Genomic DNA, 16,082 nt, shown 5'->3' with positions numbered 1-16,082 from the left:
GATCCGGGATCGGGGTTGCGTCTTATTACTGGCGGGTAGCATCATCGTAGCTACTTGTTGGTACGTGAACTAGCGCGAGGATCCAGTGCCTCGCCGACCCGCTACGGAGCCGTGACCATGGGGCACTACAAGTCGAACCTCCGCGACATCGAGTTCAACCTCTTCGAAGTACTCGGACGCGACAAGCTGTACGGCACGGGTCCGTTCGAGGAGATGGACGTCGAGACCGCGAAGAGCATCCTCGAGGAGCTGACCCGCCTCTCCGAGAACGAGCTCGCGGAGTCCTTCGCCGACGCCGACCGCAACCCGCCGGTCTTCGACCCGGAGACCAACACCGCGCCCGTCCCGGCGTCCTTCAAGAAGAGCTACCAGGCCTTCATGGACTCCGAGTACTGGCGTCTCGGCCTGCCCGAGGAGATCGGCGGCACCACCGCGCCCCGCTCCCTCATCTGGGCCTACGCCGAGCTCATCCTCGGTGCGAACCCGGCCGTGTGGATGTACTCCTCGGGCCCCGCGTTCGCCGGCATCCTCTTCGAGGAGGGCAACGAGGTCCAGAAGCACATCGCGAAGTTCGCCACCGAGAAGCAGTGGGGCTCCACCATGGTCCTCACCGAGCCGGACGCCGGCTCGGACGTGGGCGCCGGCCGCACCAAGGCCGTGCAGCAGGAGGACGGCTCCTGGCACATCGAGGGCGTGAAGCGCTTCATCACGTCGGGTGAGCACGACATGTCGGAGAACATCCTCCACTACGTGCTCGCCCGCCCCGAGGGCGCGGGCCCCGGCACCAAGGGCCTGTCCCTCTTCCTCGTCCCGAAGTACCTCTTCGACTTCGAGACCGGCGAGCTGGGCGAGCGCAACGGCGTCTACGCCACGAACGTCGAGCACAAGATGGGCCTGAAGGCGTCCAACACCTGCGAGATGACGTTCGGCGACAAGCACCCCGCCAAGGGCTGGCTGATCGGCGACAAGCACGACGGCATCCGCCAGATGTTCCGCATCATCGAGTTCGCCCGCATGATGGTCGGCACGAAGGCGATCTCCACGCTGTCGACGGGCTACCTCAACGCGCTGGAGTACGCCAAGGAGCGCGTCCAGGGCCCCGACCTGGCGAACTTCATGGACAAGAGCGCCCCCAAGGTCACCATCACCCACCACCCCGACGTGCGCCGCGCCCTCATGACGCAGAAGGCGTACGCGGAGGGCATGCGCGCCCTGGTGATGTACACGGCCTCCGTCCAGGACGCCATCCAGGTCAAGGAGGCGGCCGGCGAGGACGCCAAGACCGAGCACGCGCTCAACGACCTGCTCCTGCCGATCGTCAAGGGCTACGGCTCCGAGAAGGCCTACGAGCAGCTCGCCCAGTCGCTGCAGACCTTCGGCGGCTCCGGCTTCCTGCAGGAGTACCCGATCGAGCAGTACATCCGGGACGCCAAGATCGACACCCTGTACGAGGGCACCACCGCCATCCAGGGCCAGGACTACTTCTTCCGGAAGATCGTCCGCAACCAGGGCGCGGCCCTGAACTCGCTCGCCGAGGACATCAAGAAGTTCCTGGCGGTCGGCGAGGGCGGCGAGGAGCTGGCGGGCGCCCGCGAGCACCTGGCCAAGGCGGCCGTCGAGCTGGAGGCCATCGTCGGCCTCATGCTCACCGACCTCGCGGCCACCGAGCAGGACGTCAAGAACATCTACAAGGTGGGCCTGAACACCACCCGCCTGCTGATGGCCTCCGGTGACGTCGTCGTCGGCTACCTGCTGCTCAAGGGCGCCGCGATCGCCGCCGAGAAGCTCCCGACGGCCTCCGCCAAGGACAAGGCGTTCTACACCGGCAAGATCGCGGCGGCGAAGTTCTTCGCGGCCAACGTCCTGCCGGGCGTCACCGGCGCGCGCAAGCTCGCCGAGAACGTCGAGCTGGACCTGATGGAGCTGGACGAGGCGGCCTTCTAGTCCTTCGAAGGACCCGCCGGGCGCGGGAACGGCTCACCGGCAACGGGCTGTTCCCGTCACTCACGGACAATCCACATCGCCCGCACGAGGGCCCGCTCCCCTTCACGGGAGCGGGCCCTCGCACGTCGTTAAGGTGAACCCATGAGCGCACCCCCCCGCTTCGACCGCGGCCACACCGACGACCTCATGTCCTTCCTCGCGGCGAGCCCGTCGCCGTACCACGCCGTGGCGAACACCGCCGAACGGCTCGAGAAGGCCGGCTTCCGCCAGGTCGCCGAGACGGACGCCTGGGACGGGTCGAGCGGCGGCAAGTACGTGCTGCGCGGCGGGGCGATCGTCGCCTGGTACGTCCCCGAGGGCGCGGCGCCCCACACGCCGTTCCGGATCGTCGGCGCCCACACCGACTCCCCCAACCTCCGGGTCAAGCCGCTCCCCGACACCGGTGCGCACGGCTGGCGCCAGGTCGCCGTCGAGATCTACGGCGGACCGCTGCTCAACTCCTGGCTCGACCGCGACCTCGGCCTCGCCGGCCGGCTCACCCTGCGGGACGGCTCGACCCGGCTGGTCAACGTCGACCGGCCGCTGCTGCGCGTCCCCCAGCTCGCCATCCACCTCGACCGCGCGGTGTCCACGGACGGCCTCAAGCTCGACAAGCAGCGCCATCTGCAGCCCGTGTGGGGCCTCGGCGACGTCCGCGACGGCGACCTGATCGCCTTCCTGGAGGAGACCGCCGGCATCGCCCCCGGCGAGGTCACCGGCTGGGACCTGATGGTCCACTCCGTCGAGCCCCCCGCCTACCTGGGCCGCGACAAGGAGCTGCTGGCCGGCCCGCGCATGGACAACCTGCTCTCCGTCCACGCCGGGACCGCCGCACTGACCTCCGTGGCCGGCTCCGGCGCCGGGCTGCCCTGCATCCCGGTGCTCGCCGCCTTCGACCACGAGGAGAACGGCTCCCAGAGCGACACCGGCGCCGACGGCCCGCTGCTCGGCGGCGTCCTGGAGCGCTCGGTGTTCGCGCGCGGCGGCTCGTACGAGGACAAGGCGCGCGCCTTCGCCGGCACCGTCTGTCTCTCCTCGGACACCGGCCACGCCGTGCACCCCAACTACGCCGAGCGGCACGACCCCACGCACCACCCGCGCGTCAACGGCGGCCCGATCCTCAAGGTCAACGTCAACAACCGCTACGCCACGGACGGTTCGGGCCGTGCGGTGTGGGCGGCGGCCTGCGAGAAGGCGGACGTCCCCTTCCAGTCGTTCGTCTCCAACAACTCCATGCCGTGCGGCACCACCATCGGTCCGATCACCGCCGCGCGGCACGGCATCCGCACCGTCGACATCGGCGTGGCCATCCTCTCCATGCACAGCGCACGGGAGTTGTGCGGCGTCGACGACCCGTGGCTGCTCGCGAACTCCCTGGCGGCGTTCCTGGAGGGGTAGTTGAGGACCGCGCGCCGACGCCGCGGTGTGAGCGTCTCCGACCGGGGTACCCGGACGTCCGGACCGGATCGTCCGGACCGGACAGGAGGCGACACTCATGGGCCTCGGCGGGTGCATCATCCTCATCGCCGCGGGAGCCATCCTCACGTTCGCGACCGACTGGGAGATGGACGGGGTGAACCTCGACCTGGTCGGGGTCATCCTGATGATCGTGGGCCTGATCGGCGTCACGACCTTCAGCAGCATCGCCCGGCGCAAGCGCGTGGTGGTGCCGCCCGCGACCCCGGTCGTCGGCGAAGAACCCCACCGGCGGGACGGCTACAGCGACGGCTACGGCGTCTGAGCGTCCGGCTCCGCGAACACCAGTGGCAGACGCTCGGCGCCCCGGGCGGCCGGCCGGACGGGGACGTCCCAGTCGCGCCGGTGCACATGGCAGGCCGGATACGGGATCTCGGGGTCGTCGTCGCAGGACACGACCGTCGCCGAGACACGCAGGACGCCCGGCCCGGCGGACGGGTCGAACACGAGGGCGCGGGAGAGCGACGTCCCCGCGCCCTCGCCCGTGCGCAGCAGCTCCGGGGGCGTCGCGGACACCAGCAGCCGGGCCGGCGGCCCGTACCGGTCGTCCGCCCGCTGCCCCGCCGGGGCCTCGAAGACCACGTCCAGCACGACCTCGCCGGCCACGTCCATGACGTCCCGCCGCGTTCGGCGTTCCGCCGCGCCCTCCAGGGCGTCCTCCGGCAGCCGCAGCCGGGTCAGCCGGTGCCGGGCCGACTCCACGACCACGATGTCCGCGCCCACCGTCACCGCGTCCGACGGCTCCCGCAGATCCGTGGCGAGCGTGGAGAGTTCACCGGTCGCCGGGTCGTAGCGGCGCAGCGCCTGGTTGTAGGTGTCGGAGACCGCGACCGAGCCGTCCGGGAGCGCCGTGACGCCCAGCGGATGCTGGAGCAGTGCCTGCCCGGCCGGGCCGTCGCGGTACCCGAAGTCGAACAGCCCGGTGCCGACCGCCGTACGGACCACGCCGTCCCGGTCCACCCAGCGCAGCGCGCTGGTCTCCGCGTCGGCCACCCACAGCCGTTCGCCGTCCGGTGACACCGCGAGCCCCGACGGCTGGGCGAACCACGCCTCGTCCGCCGGGCCGTCGACCAGCCCCTCGTTCGCCGTCCCCGCCGCCACCGCGACGGTGTCCGCCGCCGGGTCGTACGTCCACAGCTGGTGGACGCCCGCCATCGCGATCCACACCCGCCCGGCGAACACCGCCACGTCCCAGGGTGAGGACAGGTCCGCCTGCCGCGCCGGGCCCGTCGTGGCCGCGCCCCGCCGCCACGGGCGTCCGGTGCCCGCGAGCGTCGTGACGGCGCCGGTCGCGAGGTCGAGGCGGCGCAGCGCGTGGTTGACGGTGTCGGCGACCACCACCGACCCGTCGGGCAGGAGCGCCAGGCCCTGCGGCTCGGCGAACGACGCCGCCTCCGCGGGGCCGTCGGTGAACCCGCGCGCACCGGAGCCGATCCGCCGTACGACGCTCTCGCCGTCCTCGGCGAACTCCACGAGCCGGTGCCGGGTGGTGTCGCTGACCAGGAACCCGCCGCCGGGCAGCGCCATGACCTTGCCGGGGTAGCGCAGCACGGTCGGCTCCGGTTCCGGCGCCACGTACGGCCCGTCCCCGCGCCGCAGCGTGCCCTTCGCCGTGTGCTCGGCCTCCAGCTCGGCCACCAGCCGTCCGATGGCGTCGGCGTGTCCCTCGCCGGAGAGCTGCGCGACGACGTACCCCTCCGGGTCGATCACCGCGAGCGTCGGCCACGCCCGCACCGCGTACTGCCGCCAGGTCACCAGCTCCGGATCGTCCAGGACGGGATGCTCGACGCCGTACCGCTCCACGGCGTCGGCGACGGCGGTGTGCTCGGCCTCGTGCGCGAACTTCGGCGAGTGCACGCCGACCACGACGACGGTGTCCCGGTGCTTCGCCTCCAGCTCACGCAGTTCGTCGATGGCGTGCAGGCAGTTGACGCAGCCGGACGTCCAGAAGTCGAGGATCACGATGCGTCCGCGCAGCTCGGCCAGGGTGTAGGGGCGGCCGCCCGTGTTGAGCCAGCCGCCCGCGCCGGTCAGCTCGGGGGCGCGGACGCGGGCGTGCCGGGGTGCTCGGTCGGTCATGTCCCCAGGGTGCCACCGGCCGCGCGGAGTCAGCCCGACGGCCTACAGGCGTGGTTCCGGGGCCGGTGGCGGGGAAGCCCTCGTGGCATGAGATTTCTCGTGCGGGACCGGCTGCTCGGCTTCGGTGACGACTACTGGATCGAGGACGACCGGGGAAACAAGGTCTTCCTCGTCGACGGCAAGGCCATGCGGGTGCGGGACACCTTCGAGCTGAAGGACGTGCAGGGCCGCGTCCTCATCGACATCCGGCAGAAGATGTTCGCCCTGCGCGACACCATGGTGATCGAGCGGGACGGCCGGCCGCTGGCGACGATCCGGCGCAAGCGGCTGTCGCTGCTGCGCAACCACTACCGGGTGGCCCTCGCGGACGGCAGCACCGAGCTCGATGTCAGCGGCAGGATCCTCGACCGGGAGTTCGCCGTCGAGTACGACAGGGAACTGCTCGCCGTGGTCTCGCGCCGCTGGCTGCACGTCCGGGAGACGTACGGCGTGGACGTGGTGCGCGAGGACGCCGACCCGGCGCTGCTGATCGCGGTGGCGGTGTGTGTGATCCACCTGGCGGAGAAGGAGCGCGGGGACGACTGAGGCGCGGCCGGCACCGCGCGGGGCTCACCGCCGGGGCGCGGCTCAGCGCCGGGGCGGGTCGAGCCCGAGCACCCGGTCCTTCAGGGCCGGGAACTGATCCCGTGTCACCGCGACCCGGCCGGGGTCGAACTCCACGGTGAGGACCTCTTCGCCGGGTCCGGCCTGGGCCAGCACCTCGCCCCAGGGGTCCACGACGATGGAGTGGCCGGCCTGTGGAACTCCCGCGTGCGTCCCGGCCGTTCCGCAGGCGAGCACATACGCCTGGTTCTCCACCGCGCGGGCCTGGGCGAGCAGCGTCCAGTGCGCCCGGCGGCGCTCCGGCCAGCCGGCGGGGATCACAAGGGTCTCGGCGCCGGCGTCGACGAGGCCGCGGAAGAGTTCGGGGAAGCGCAGGTCGTAGCAGGTGGCGAGGCCCAGGGTGGTGTCGGGCAGCCGGACCGTCACGAGATCCCGGCCGGCGCCCATCAGGACGGCCTCGCCCTTGTCGAAGCCGAACCGGTGGATCTTGCGGTAGGCGGCGGCGAGGTCGCCGGAGGGGGAGAAGACCAGCGAGGTGTTGTAGAGCGGACCGTCCGGGTCGCGCTCGGGGACGGACCCGGCGTGCAGCCAGACACCGGCGTCGCTCGCGGCCTTGGCCATCGCCTCGTACGTGGGTCCCTCGAGCGGTTCGGCCTCGGTGCCGAACCCCTCGTAGGCGAAGGCGCCGGTGGTCCACAGCTCGGGCAGGACGACGAGATCCGCTCCGGCTTGTTCTCGTACCAGGGAGGCGACCCTCACCCGGCGCGATTCCACCGATTCGTCCTCATTCACGTCGATCTGGAGCAAAGAGGCGCGCACACTACCACCGTCCTGGCATTCGAGCCGTCCACACGGGCCTACGATCGTCACACGAAAGCACTGCCGGGGTGCCTCACAGCAGCGTAACTTTGGGGGTCCCCCCTGTTCGAGCGCAGCCGAGAACGTGGGGGGACAGCCGAGACACCCGCCGACAGCCGCCGCCGCCCACTGGCACCGCCGCCAGAACCTGCCCGCGAACCGACGTACCAACCGCCGAGGGGTCCCGTTCCGTGAGTCTGCATCCCACCCTCCAGCCCTACGCCGACGCCTGGACCCACTCCATCGACGCGATATCCGAGCTGGTCACCCCGCTCGTCGAGGGGGAGTGGAACCGGCGCACCCCCTGCCCCGGCTGGTCGGTGCGCGATGTCGTCTCCCATGTGATCGGCCTGGACTGCGAGATGCTGGGCGACCCGCGCCCCATCCACACGCTGCCGCGCGACCTCTTCCATGTGACCAACGACCACCAGCGCTACATGGAGATGCAGGTCGACGTCCGCCGCCACCACACGGCGCCGGAGATGACGTCGGAGCTGGAGTACACGATCATCCGCCGCAACCGCCAGCTGCGGAACGAGAGCCGTGACCCCGGCACCAAGGTGCGCGGCCCGCTGGGCGCGGAGCTGACCCTGGAGGAGGCGATGCGCACGCACGCCTTCGACGTGTGGGCGCACGAGCAGGACCTGCGCGCCGCGCTGGGCCGCCCCGGCAACCTGGACTCCCCCGGCGCGCTCGTCGCGCGTGACGTGCTGCTCGGCCGGATGCCGGAGGTCATGGCGAAGGTGGACGCGCCACGCAGCTCGGCGATCGTCCTCGACGTCCACGGCCCGGTCGAGTTCCTGCGCACGATCCGGATCGACATCCAGGGCCGGGGCACCCTGGAGACGGCCCCCGCGCTGGGCCCGGCCGCCTCGCTGACCCTGGACTGGGAGACGTTCGTACGGCTGGCCTGCGGCCGGGTGACGCCGGAGGCGGTGGCGGACCGGGTGAAGACGGAGGGCGACCCGGATCTGACGGCGGCCATCCTGCGGAACTTCACGGTCACCCAGTAGCCCGTCAGGGGCGCGGCGGGAGAAGGCGGCTTGCCGAAATCCGGTGTCGCCGCCACCCGGCCGCGGCTAGCGTCCCGCCGTGACCGAAACAGACACGCACCTCTCCGCCGGCCCGCCTCAGTCGACCCGGCTGACCTTCCACGGCCCCCTGTCCGAGCAACGCGCCGGCCGGCTCGTCGAGCGGCTGGCCCGGACGGAGCCCGCCACCGTCCTCGACATCGGCTGCGGCTGGGGCGAGTTGATGCTGCGGGTGCTGGAGGCGGCGCCCGGGGCCACCGGGGTCGGGATCGACCTCAAGGCCCAGGACCTGGCCCGGGGCCGACGTGCCGCCGAGGAGCGCGGGCTGGCCGGCCGCGTGGAGTTCGTCGAGGAGTCGGCGACGGGCACGACCCGCGGCCCGGCCGATCTGGTGCTGTGCGTGGGCTCCAGTCAGGCCCTCACCGCGCTGGAGCCGCCCGCGCTGATCACCGACGCGCTGCGCGCGCTGCGCGGCCTGGTCGCCGACGGGGGCCGGGTGCTGCTCGGGGAGGGCTTCTGGCAGCGCCGGCCGACCGAGGCCGAGCTCGCGGGCATGTGGCCGGGCGCCTCCGCCACCGACCATCACGACCTGGGCACCCTCCTGGACCTCGTCGTCGAGGCCGGTTTCCGTCCGGAGTGGACGGAGACGGCGGACGCCGGCGAGTGGGAGGAGTTCGAGTCGGCGTACCAGGCGGACGCCGAGGTGTGGCTGGCCGACCACCCGGACCACCCCCTCGCGGCGGAGACGCGGGAGCGCCTCGACCGGCACCGCGCCCAGTGGATGGGCTACCGCGGCATCCTGGGCCTCGCCTACCTCACGCTGGTGCCCGTGCGGTGACTCAGGCGGGGACGTGCACGGTCTCCACCCGGCTGGCGACCAGGCGTTCCCGCTCCCGGCGGGCCGCCCGCCCGCGCAGCCGCAGGATCTGGCTGACGCCGAGGGCCTGGAGGACGAAGACCGCCGAGAAGGCGATCCGGTAGTCGTCGCCGGTGGCGTCGAGCAGCACCCCGACCGCGAACAGCGTCGTCATGGAGGCGATGAAGCCGCCCATGTTGGTGATGCCGGAGGCGGTGCCCTGTCGCTCGGGCGGGTTGGCCGGGCGGGCGAAGTCGAAGCCGAGCATCGAGGCCGGGCCGCAGGCGCCGAGCACCACGCACAGCACGACGAGCAGCCCCATCGGCGCCGTCTCGCCGGGCCAGGCCAGGGTCGTCGCCCACAGGACGGAGGTCGCGGCGACGGTGCCGAGGGCGAGCGGCAGCCGGGCCCCGTGGTGCCGGGCGACGACCTGGCCGTAGACGAGGCCGACGGCCATGTTGGACAGGACGACGAGGGTGAGGAGCTCCCCGGCGGTGGCGCGGGTCAGGCCCTGCGCCTCGACCAGGAAGGGGAGCCCCCATAGCAGCAGGAACACCATCGCGGGGAACTGCGTCGTGAAGTGCACCCACATGCCGAGCCGGGTGCCGGGCTCCCGCCAGGACGCGGCGATCTGCCGGCGGACGTAGGCGGCGCCCTGGTGCGGCACCGGCTCCGGTTCGTGGCCCTCGGGGTGGTCCTTGAGGAACAGCAGGGTCAGCACGAGCACCACGACGCCGGCGCCCGCGCTGCCCGCGAAGGCCGCCGTCCAGCCCACGCCGTGCAGCAGCCGGGCCAGGACGAGGGTGGAGACGAGGTTGCCCGCCATGCCCACGAGACCGGCGAGCTGGGCGACCAGCGGGCCGCGCCGGGCCGGGAACCAGCGGGTGCCCAGCCGCAGCACGCTGATGAACGTCATCGCGTCGCCGCAGCCCAGCAGCGCCCGCGAGGCCAGCGCCATGCCGTACGACGGGGAGAAGGCGAAGGCGAGCTGGCCCGCGGTGAACAGCACCGCGCCCATGGCGAGCACCTTCTTGGTGCCGAGCCGGTCGACGAGCAGGCCGACGGGTATCTGCATGCCCGCGTACACGAGCAGCTGGAGGATGGAGAACGTCGACAGCGCGGAGGCGTTGACGTCGAAGCGGTCGGCGGCGTCGAGTCCGGCCACGCCCAGCGAGGTGCGGAAGATGACGGCGACGAAGTAGACGGAGACGCCGATGCCCCAGACGGCGATCGCGCGACGGCCGCCCAGGGGTGCCCGCTCCGGGGCGGGACCGCCGGGCCGGGTGGAGGCGGGCTTCATCGCTCCTCACCCCGGGCCAGGTGGGAGAACCAGTCGATGTGCCGGTGGACCAGCTCGACGGCCGCCTGTGCGTCGCCGGAGCGCAGGGCCGTGAGGATCTCCTCGTGCTCGCCGAGGGTCTTGGCGATCCGGTCGGGGTGGGAGTGCATCACGGCGGCGCCCATGCGCAGCTGCCGGTCGCGGAGCTGGTCGTAGAGGCGGGAGAGGATCTCGTTGCCGCCGCTGCGGACGATCTCGGCGTGGAAGCAGCGGTCGGTGACGGCGGCCCCGGCGAGGTCCCCGGCGGCGGCCTGCGCCTTCTGCCGCTCGAGCAGCTCCTCCAGGCGCTCGAGCAGCCCGGGGGGCGCGGGGACGGCCTGGCGCGCCGCGTGCTCCTCGACGAGCATCCGCGTCTCCACGACGTCCTTGATCTCCTGCGCGGAGACCGGCAGGACCAGCGCGCCCTTCTTCGGGTAGAGCTTCAGCAGCCCCTCGGCCTCCAGCCGCAGCAGCGCCTCGCGGACCGGGGTGCGGGAGACCCCGACGGCGTCGGCGAGCTCCCCCTCGGTGAGCAGGGTCCCGCCCTCGTAGCGGCGCTCCAGCACGCCCTGTTTCACATGGCTGTAGACACGGTCGGCGGCGGGCGGCTGCTTCACGGGGGCGGGCGGGGCGGTAGGCATGCCCACAGCATAGATACAACACGTACGCAAGGCGGGCACGGTCCACGATGCGGACCCGTCCGGTGGAATCTCCCGGCAAAGAAGCAGCGTTCGGACCAGCGGCGGCACAACCTTGTGTGCTACTTACGTGTCACACACGTGCGGCCCCACTTTCTTCCCCTCCAACTCGGCCGCACCGCAGGGGCATAAGACGCAATCGGGGTAAATCAGTTGATAACTGCACACAAGGGCATGCGCGTTCGCAGAGCCGCCGCCGTCGTCCTGACGACCGGCGCCGTGTTCGCCACCGGCGCCCTCACCGCGGCGCCCGCGCAGGCCGTCACCACGCCCTCGATCAACGCCAAGGGCGGGTTCGTGATGAACGGCGCCACCGGCAAGACGCTCTTCTCGAAGTCGGCGGACACCAAGCGGCTGACCGCCTCGACGACGAAGGTCATGACCGCGAAGGTGGTGCTCTCGCAGTCGAACCTCAACCTCGACACGAAGGTCACCATAAAGAAGGAGGTCAGCAACTACATCGTGTCCAAGGGGGCGTCCTCCTCCAACCTGATCGTCGGTGACAAGGTCACCGTCCGTCAGCTGCTGTACGGGATGATGCTCAAGTCCGGCTGCGACGCCGCGATGACGCTCGCCGACAAGTACGGCACCGGCTCCACGGTCAACGCCCGCGTGAAGTCGTTCATCGGCAAGATGAACACCATGGCGAAGAGCCTCGGCATGACGAACACGCACTTCGACTCGTTCGACGGCATCAGCAACGGCTCGAACTACTCGACGCCGCGCGACCTGACCAAGCTGGCCCGCAGCGCGATGAAGTCCTCGACGTTCAAGACGATCGTGAAGACGAAGTCCTACACGGCGAAGACCATCACCAAGACCGGCTCCACCCGCACGATGGCGGCGTGGAAGAACACCAACACCCTGCTGGGCTGGAACGGCACGCTCGGCGTGAAGACCGGCTCGGGCTCCCAGGCGAAGTACTGCCTGGTCTTCGCGGCCACCCTCAACGGCGAGTCCGTGATCGGCACCGTGCTCACCGCCTCCTCGGAGGCCAACCGCACGGCGGACGTGAAGAAGCTCATCACCTACGGCTACGCCAAGATCAGCTGACCTTCGGCGAGCGGTCGGGCATGACGAAAGGGGCGGTCACCGCGAGGTGACCGCCCCTTTCAGCGCCTTCCGGGGCTCACGCCCAGGTGATCAGCCGCTTGGGCTGCTCCAGGATCGCTGCCACGTCCGCGAGCACCTTGGAGCCCAGCTCGCCGTCGACCAGACGGTGGTCGAAGCTCAGCGCCAGCGTGGTGACCTGACGCGGCTTCACCTTGCCCTTGTGCACCCACGGCTGGGGCTTGATGGCACCGACCGCGAGGATCGCGGACTCGCCGGGGTTGAGGATCGGCGTGCCGGTGTCGACGCCGAAGACGCCGACGTTGGTGATGGTGACCGTGCCGCCCTGCATCGCGGCCGGCGTGGTCCGGCCCTCGCGGGCCGTCGACACCAGCTCGCCCAGCGCCTCCGCCAGCTGCGGCAGTGTCTTGGCCTGCGCGTCCTTGATGTTCGGGACGATCAGGCCGCGCGGGGTCGCCGCGGCGATGCCCAGGTTCACATAGTGCTTGCGCACGATCTCCTGGTTGGCCTCGTCCCAGGTGGCGTTGACGTCCGGGTTGCGCTTGATCGCGACCAGCAGGGCCTTGGAGATCAGCAGCAGCGGGTTCACCCGCAGACCGGCGAACTCCTTGTCCCCCTTCAGCTCCTCGACCAGCTTCAGGGTCCGCGTCACGTCCACCGTCACGAACTCCGTGACGTGCGGGGCCGTGAACGCCGAGCCCACCATCGCCGCGGCCGTGGCCTTGCGGACGCCCTTGACCGGGATACGGGTCTCCCGGGCGCCGTCGTACGAGGCGGCGGTCGCCGGGGCGGCCGCCGCTGCGGGCGCCGGGGCCTGGGGTGCCTCGGGCGCCGGCTCGGCGGCCGGGGCCTGCGCCGCCACCGCCGCGTGCACGTCCTCGCGGGTGATGATGCCGTCGGGGCCGGTCGGGGTGACCGTCGCCAGGTCGACGCCCAGGTCCTTGGCCAGCTTGCGCACCGGCGGCTTGGCCAGCGGACGGCCCAGGGCCGGCGCGACCGCGGGACCGTGGCCGTTCAGCTCTGCCTGGAGGGCCTGCGCGGCCGGCTCGGGCTCCTCGCGCGGCACCTCGGCGCCCTTGCGCGGGCGGCGCTTGGTGGACGAGGCGGAGACGCCGTAGCCGACGAGCACCGGCTGGCGGCCCTGCGGCTCGGCCTCCTCCTCGGGCTCGGCCTGCGGCGCCGCTGCGGGCGCCTCGGCGGCCGGGGCCGCCCCGCCGGCAACGTCGACCGCGATGATCGACGTGCCGACGTCGACCGTGGTGCCCTCGGGGAAGTGCAGGGCGCGGACCACACCGTCGTAGGGGATGGGCAGCTCGACGGCCGCCTTGGCGGTCTCGACCTCGCAGACCACCTGCCCGTCGGTGACGGTGTCGCCCGGCTGGACGTACCACTTGAGGATCTCGGCCTCGGTGAGACCCTCACCGACGTCGGGCATCTTGAACTCGCGCACGGACGCGTCTGTCATCGTCGTCACGACCCTCTCCTCAGTACGCCAGGGCACGGTCGACGGCGTCGAGCACCCGGTCCAGGCCCGGCAGGTACTCCTCCTCCAGGCGCGCCGGCGGGTACGGGGCGTGATAGCCGCCGACCCGGAGCACCGGGGCCTCCAGGTGGTAGAAGCAGCGCTCGGTGATCCGGGCGGCGATCTCCGCGCCCGAACCGAAGAACACCGGGGCCTCGTGGACCACGACCAGCCGGCGGGTCTTCTCCACCGAGGTCTGGATGGAGTCGAAGTCGAGCGGGGAGACCGAGCGCAGGTCCAGGACCTCCAGGTCGCGGCCCTCCTCGGCGGCCGCCGCGGCGACCTCCAGACACGTCTTCACCATCGGGCCGTAGGCGGCCAGCGTCAGGTCGCGGCCCTCGCGGACCACCTTCGCCTTGTGCAGCGGGCCGGGGATGGCGTCGGTGAGGACCTCGCCCTTGTCCCAGTAGCGGCGCTTGGGCTCGAAGAAGATCACCGGGTCGTCGCTCTGGATGGCCTGCTGCATCATCCAGTACGCGTCGGACGCGTTCGACGGGGAGACGATCTTCAGACCGGCCACATGCGCGAACAACGCCTCGGGGGACTCCGAGTGGTGCTCGACCGCGCCGATGCCGCCGCCGTAGGGGATGCGGACGACGACGGGGAGCTTGACCTTGCCGAGCGAGCGGGCGTGCATCTTCGCGAGCTGCGTGACGATCTGGTCGTACGCGGGGAAGACGAAGCCGTCGAACTGGATCTCGACCACCGGGCGGTAGCCGCGCAGCGCGAGGCCGATCGCGGTGCCCACGATGCCCGACTCGGCGAGCGGGGTGTCGATGACCCGGCTCTCGCCGAAGTCCTTCTGCAGGCCGTCGGTCACCCGGAAGACACCGCCGAGCTTGCCGACGTCCTCACCCATCACGAGGACCTTCGGGTCCGTCTCCAGGGCGCGGCGCAGCGATTCGTTGATCGCCTTGGCCAGAGCCATCTTTTCCGCTGCCATGTCAGGCCCCCTCTACGTCCGCGAACGACGCCTGGTAGGCGGCGAACTGGGCGCGCTCCTCGTCGACGAGCGCGTGCCCGTCCGCGTACACGTTCTCGAAGATGGCGAAGTGGTCCGGGTCCGGCATGGCGCGGACCGCCTCGCGCACTCGTTTGCCCAACGCCTCGCTCTCGGTCTCCAGTTCCGCGAAGAATCCCTCGTCCGCGTGGTTTGCGGACTCCAGGTACGCGCGCAGGCGGAGGATCGGGTCCTTCGCCTCCCAGGACTGGCGCTCCTCGTCCCCGCGGTAGCGGGTCGGGTCGTCGGAGGTGGTGTGGGCGCCCATGCGGTACGTGAACGCCTCGACGAGTGTCGGGCCCTCGCCGCTGCGGGCGCGCTCCAGCGCCCACTTCGTCACGGCGAGGCAGGCGAGGACGTCGTTGCCGTCGACGCGGACGCCCGGGAAGCCGTAGCCCTGCGCGCGCTGGTAGAGCGGCACGCGGGTCTGCTTCTCGGTGGGCTCGGAGATCGCCCACTGGTTGTTCTGGCAGAAGAACACCACGGGGGCGTTGTAGACCGCGGAGAACGTGAAGGACTCGGCCACGTCACCCTGGCTGGAGGCGCCGTCGCCGAAGTAGGCGATGACCGCGCTGTCCGCGCCGTCCTTGGCGATGCCCATCGCGTAGCCGGTGGCGTGCAGCGTCTGGGAGCCGATGACGATCGTGTACAGCTGGAAGTTGTTGCTGTTCGGGTCCCAGCCGCCGTTGTTCACGCCGCGGAACATGCCGAGCAGATTGGTCGGGTCGACGCCCCGGCACCAGGCGACGCCGTGCTCGCGGTACGTCGGGAAGACGTAGTCGTCCTCGCGGGTGGCGCGGCCGGAGCCGATCTGGGCGGCCTCCTGGCCGAGCAGCGAGGCCCACAGGCCCAGCTCGCCCTGGCGCTGCAGGGCGGTGGCCTCGGCGTCGAAGCGGCGGGTGAGCACCATGTCGCGGTAGAGGCCGCGGAGCTCTTCGGGGGTGATGCCGGCGACGTACTTGTCGAACTCGGCGTTCTTGACGCGCTTGCCCTCGGGCGTCAGCAGCTGGACGAGCTCCGGTTCGGTGCTCGCCGTCTTCCTCGCGGATGTGGTCTTGCCGGCCGTGCTCTTGGTACCGGCGCTGCGTCGCGGCTTTCGCGCGGCAGTGCTCTCCACGGTCACGTGTGCTCCTCCGTCGGTCCGGCTACCCGGGTTCGCCGGGTGCTGGGGTTACCCCCTGTTCCGCGGTGGGAACGTGGGGGCGCGGCTCACCTGCGGCCCTCGGACGCACGGGGTGGGTGCGGCTCGTTGGGGACAGGCGTGACAGGTGCCCCGGCGAGCGCCCTGCAAAAGGCACGTTACCCAGTGCTCCACATTTCTGTGAAACCCCTCCTGACCTGCGATTTTGCTTGGAAATCCAAGTAAATCGCGAAAGTCGGGAACAGTCCTGGTCACAGCCTTGCAGGGGGCCGGAACAACGGCACGTTATATCGGTGAGCCAGGTCACGGGAAGGGTCGTCGTGTCACGTTCCGTGCCCGGTGGCCACGCGGTGTGACAAAGCGCAGCTCAGGGGTGTACCGGGGGTAAGAGAAGCGCGCGTGAGCCCGTTCGGGGCGCACGCGCGCGTGGGGTGGCTGGGAGCGCC

General features: G+C 71.3%; 14 protein-coding genes. 7 read left to right on the top strand and 7 right to left on the bottom strand.

The window, feature by feature from the left end; translation table 11 throughout:
- The first annotated feature begins 117 nt into the window (after positions 1 to 117).
- The 3 genes from DC008_RS17940 to DC008_RS17930 all read left to right on the top strand — a co-directional run bounded on the left by DC008_RS17940 (position 118) and on the right by DC008_RS17930 (position 3,724).
- Entirely contained in the window at positions 118 to 1,944 is a 1,827-nt protein-coding gene (locus tag DC008_RS17940) for an acyl-CoA dehydrogenase (protein ID WP_055621123.1), read from the top strand.
- A 141-nt stretch (positions 1,945 to 2,085) separates the two neighbouring features.
- Positions 2,086 to 3,381, top strand: a complete 1,296-nt coding sequence (locus DC008_RS17935; RefSeq protein ID WP_055621122.1) for a M18 family aminopeptidase — start codon at positions 2,086 to 2,088, stop codon at positions 3,379 to 3,381.
- Positions 3,382 to 3,478: 97 nt separating this feature from the next.
- Positions 3,479 to 3,724, top strand: coding sequence for a DUF6458 family protein (locus DC008_RS17930; protein ID WP_108707837.1), 246 nt, complete (start codon positions 3,479 to 3,481; stop codon positions 3,722 to 3,724).
- On the opposite strand, the gene DC008_RS17925 is transcribed toward DC008_RS17930, so the two are convergent.
- Positions 3,712 to 5,538 carry an NHL domain-containing thioredoxin family protein gene (locus DC008_RS17925; protein ID WP_108707836.1) on the bottom strand — a complete coding sequence of 609 codons (1,827 nt, stop codon included), beginning with the start codon at positions 5,536 to 5,538 and terminating at the stop codon, positions 3,712 to 3,714. The genes DC008_RS17930 and DC008_RS17925 overlap by 13 nt on opposite strands.
- Positions 5,539 to 5,625: 87 nt before the next feature.
- Here DC008_RS17925 and DC008_RS17920 point away from each other — a divergent pair, with 87 nt between their 5' ends.
- Complete coding sequence (locus DC008_RS17920) at positions 5,626 to 6,123, top strand: LURP-one-related/scramblase family protein (protein WP_108707835.1); 498 nt, start codon at positions 5,626 to 5,628, stop codon at positions 6,121 to 6,123.
- 42 nt (positions 6,124 to 6,165) lie between these two features.
- On the opposite strand, the gene DC008_RS17915 is transcribed toward DC008_RS17920, so the two are convergent.
- Complete coding sequence (locus DC008_RS17915) at positions 6,166 to 6,960, bottom strand: carbon-nitrogen family hydrolase (protein ID WP_108707834.1); 795 nt, start codon at positions 6,958 to 6,960, stop codon at positions 6,166 to 6,168.
- A gap of 230 nt (positions 6,961 to 7,190) precedes the next feature.
- On the opposite strand from DC008_RS17915, the gene DC008_RS17910 reads away from it, so the two are divergent.
- Complete coding sequence (locus tag DC008_RS17910; protein WP_108707833.1) at positions 7,191 to 8,012, top strand: maleylpyruvate isomerase family mycothiol-dependent enzyme; 822 nt, start codon at positions 7,191 to 7,193, stop codon at positions 8,010 to 8,012.
- Between the two features lie 79 nt (positions 8,013 to 8,091).
- Entirely contained in the window at positions 8,092 to 8,868 is a 777-nt protein-coding gene (locus DC008_RS17905) for an SAM-dependent methyltransferase (protein ID WP_108707832.1), read from the top strand.
- Position 8,869: 1 nt separating this feature from the next.
- Here DC008_RS17905 and DC008_RS17900 read toward each other — a convergent pair whose 3' ends face one another.
- Complete coding sequence (locus DC008_RS17900) at positions 8,870 to 10,186, bottom strand: MFS transporter (protein WP_108707831.1); 1,317 nt, start codon at positions 10,184 to 10,186, stop codon at positions 8,870 to 8,872.
- Positions 10,183 to 10,845 carry a GntR family transcriptional regulator gene (locus DC008_RS17895; protein ID WP_108710753.1) on the bottom strand — a complete coding sequence of 221 codons (663 nt, stop codon included), beginning with the start codon at positions 10,843 to 10,845 and terminating at the stop codon, positions 10,183 to 10,185. The genes DC008_RS17900 and DC008_RS17895 overlap by 4 nt, the downstream gene beginning before the upstream one ends.
- A gap of 231 nt (positions 10,846 to 11,076) precedes the next feature.
- Here DC008_RS17895 and DC008_RS17890 point away from each other — a divergent pair, with 231 nt between their 5' ends.
- On the top strand, positions 11,077 to 11,955 hold the full coding sequence (locus DC008_RS17890; protein WP_164492324.1) for a D-alanyl-D-alanine carboxypeptidase family protein: 879 nt from the start codon (positions 11,077 to 11,079) through the stop codon (positions 11,953 to 11,955).
- A gap of 76 nt (positions 11,956 to 12,031) precedes the next feature.
- Here DC008_RS17890 and DC008_RS17885 read toward each other — a convergent pair whose 3' ends face one another.
- Genes DC008_RS17885 through pdhA form a run of 3 tightly spaced genes read right to left on the bottom strand, consistent with a single transcriptional unit; the run spans position 12,032 to position 15,618 of the window.
- On the bottom strand, positions 12,032 to 13,447 hold the full coding sequence (locus tag DC008_RS17885; RefSeq protein WP_108707830.1) for a dihydrolipoamide acetyltransferase family protein: 1,416 nt from the start codon (positions 13,445 to 13,447) through the stop codon (positions 12,032 to 12,034).
- A 10-nt stretch (positions 13,448 to 13,457) separates the two neighbouring features.
- On the bottom strand, positions 13,458 to 14,438 hold the full coding sequence (locus DC008_RS17880; RefSeq protein WP_055621112.1) for an alpha-ketoacid dehydrogenase subunit beta: 981 nt from the start codon (positions 14,436 to 14,438) through the stop codon (positions 13,458 to 13,460).
- Position 14,439: 1 nt separating this feature from the next.
- Positions 14,440 to 15,618, bottom strand: a complete 1,179-nt coding sequence (gene pdhA / locus DC008_RS17875) for a pyruvate dehydrogenase (acetyl-transferring) E1 component subunit alpha (protein ID WP_108707829.1) — start codon at positions 15,616 to 15,618, stop codon at positions 14,440 to 14,442.
- Between the last annotated feature and the right edge of the window lie 464 nt (positions 15,619 to 16,082).

The sequence above is a fragment of the Streptomyces nigra genome (genome assembly GCF_003074055.1).
GTDB lineage: Bacteria > Actinomycetota > Actinomycetes > Streptomycetales > Streptomycetaceae > Streptomyces > Streptomyces nigra.
The sequence above is the reverse complement of the archived record's forward strand: the minus strand, read 5'-3'. Positions and strand labels throughout refer to the sequence as shown.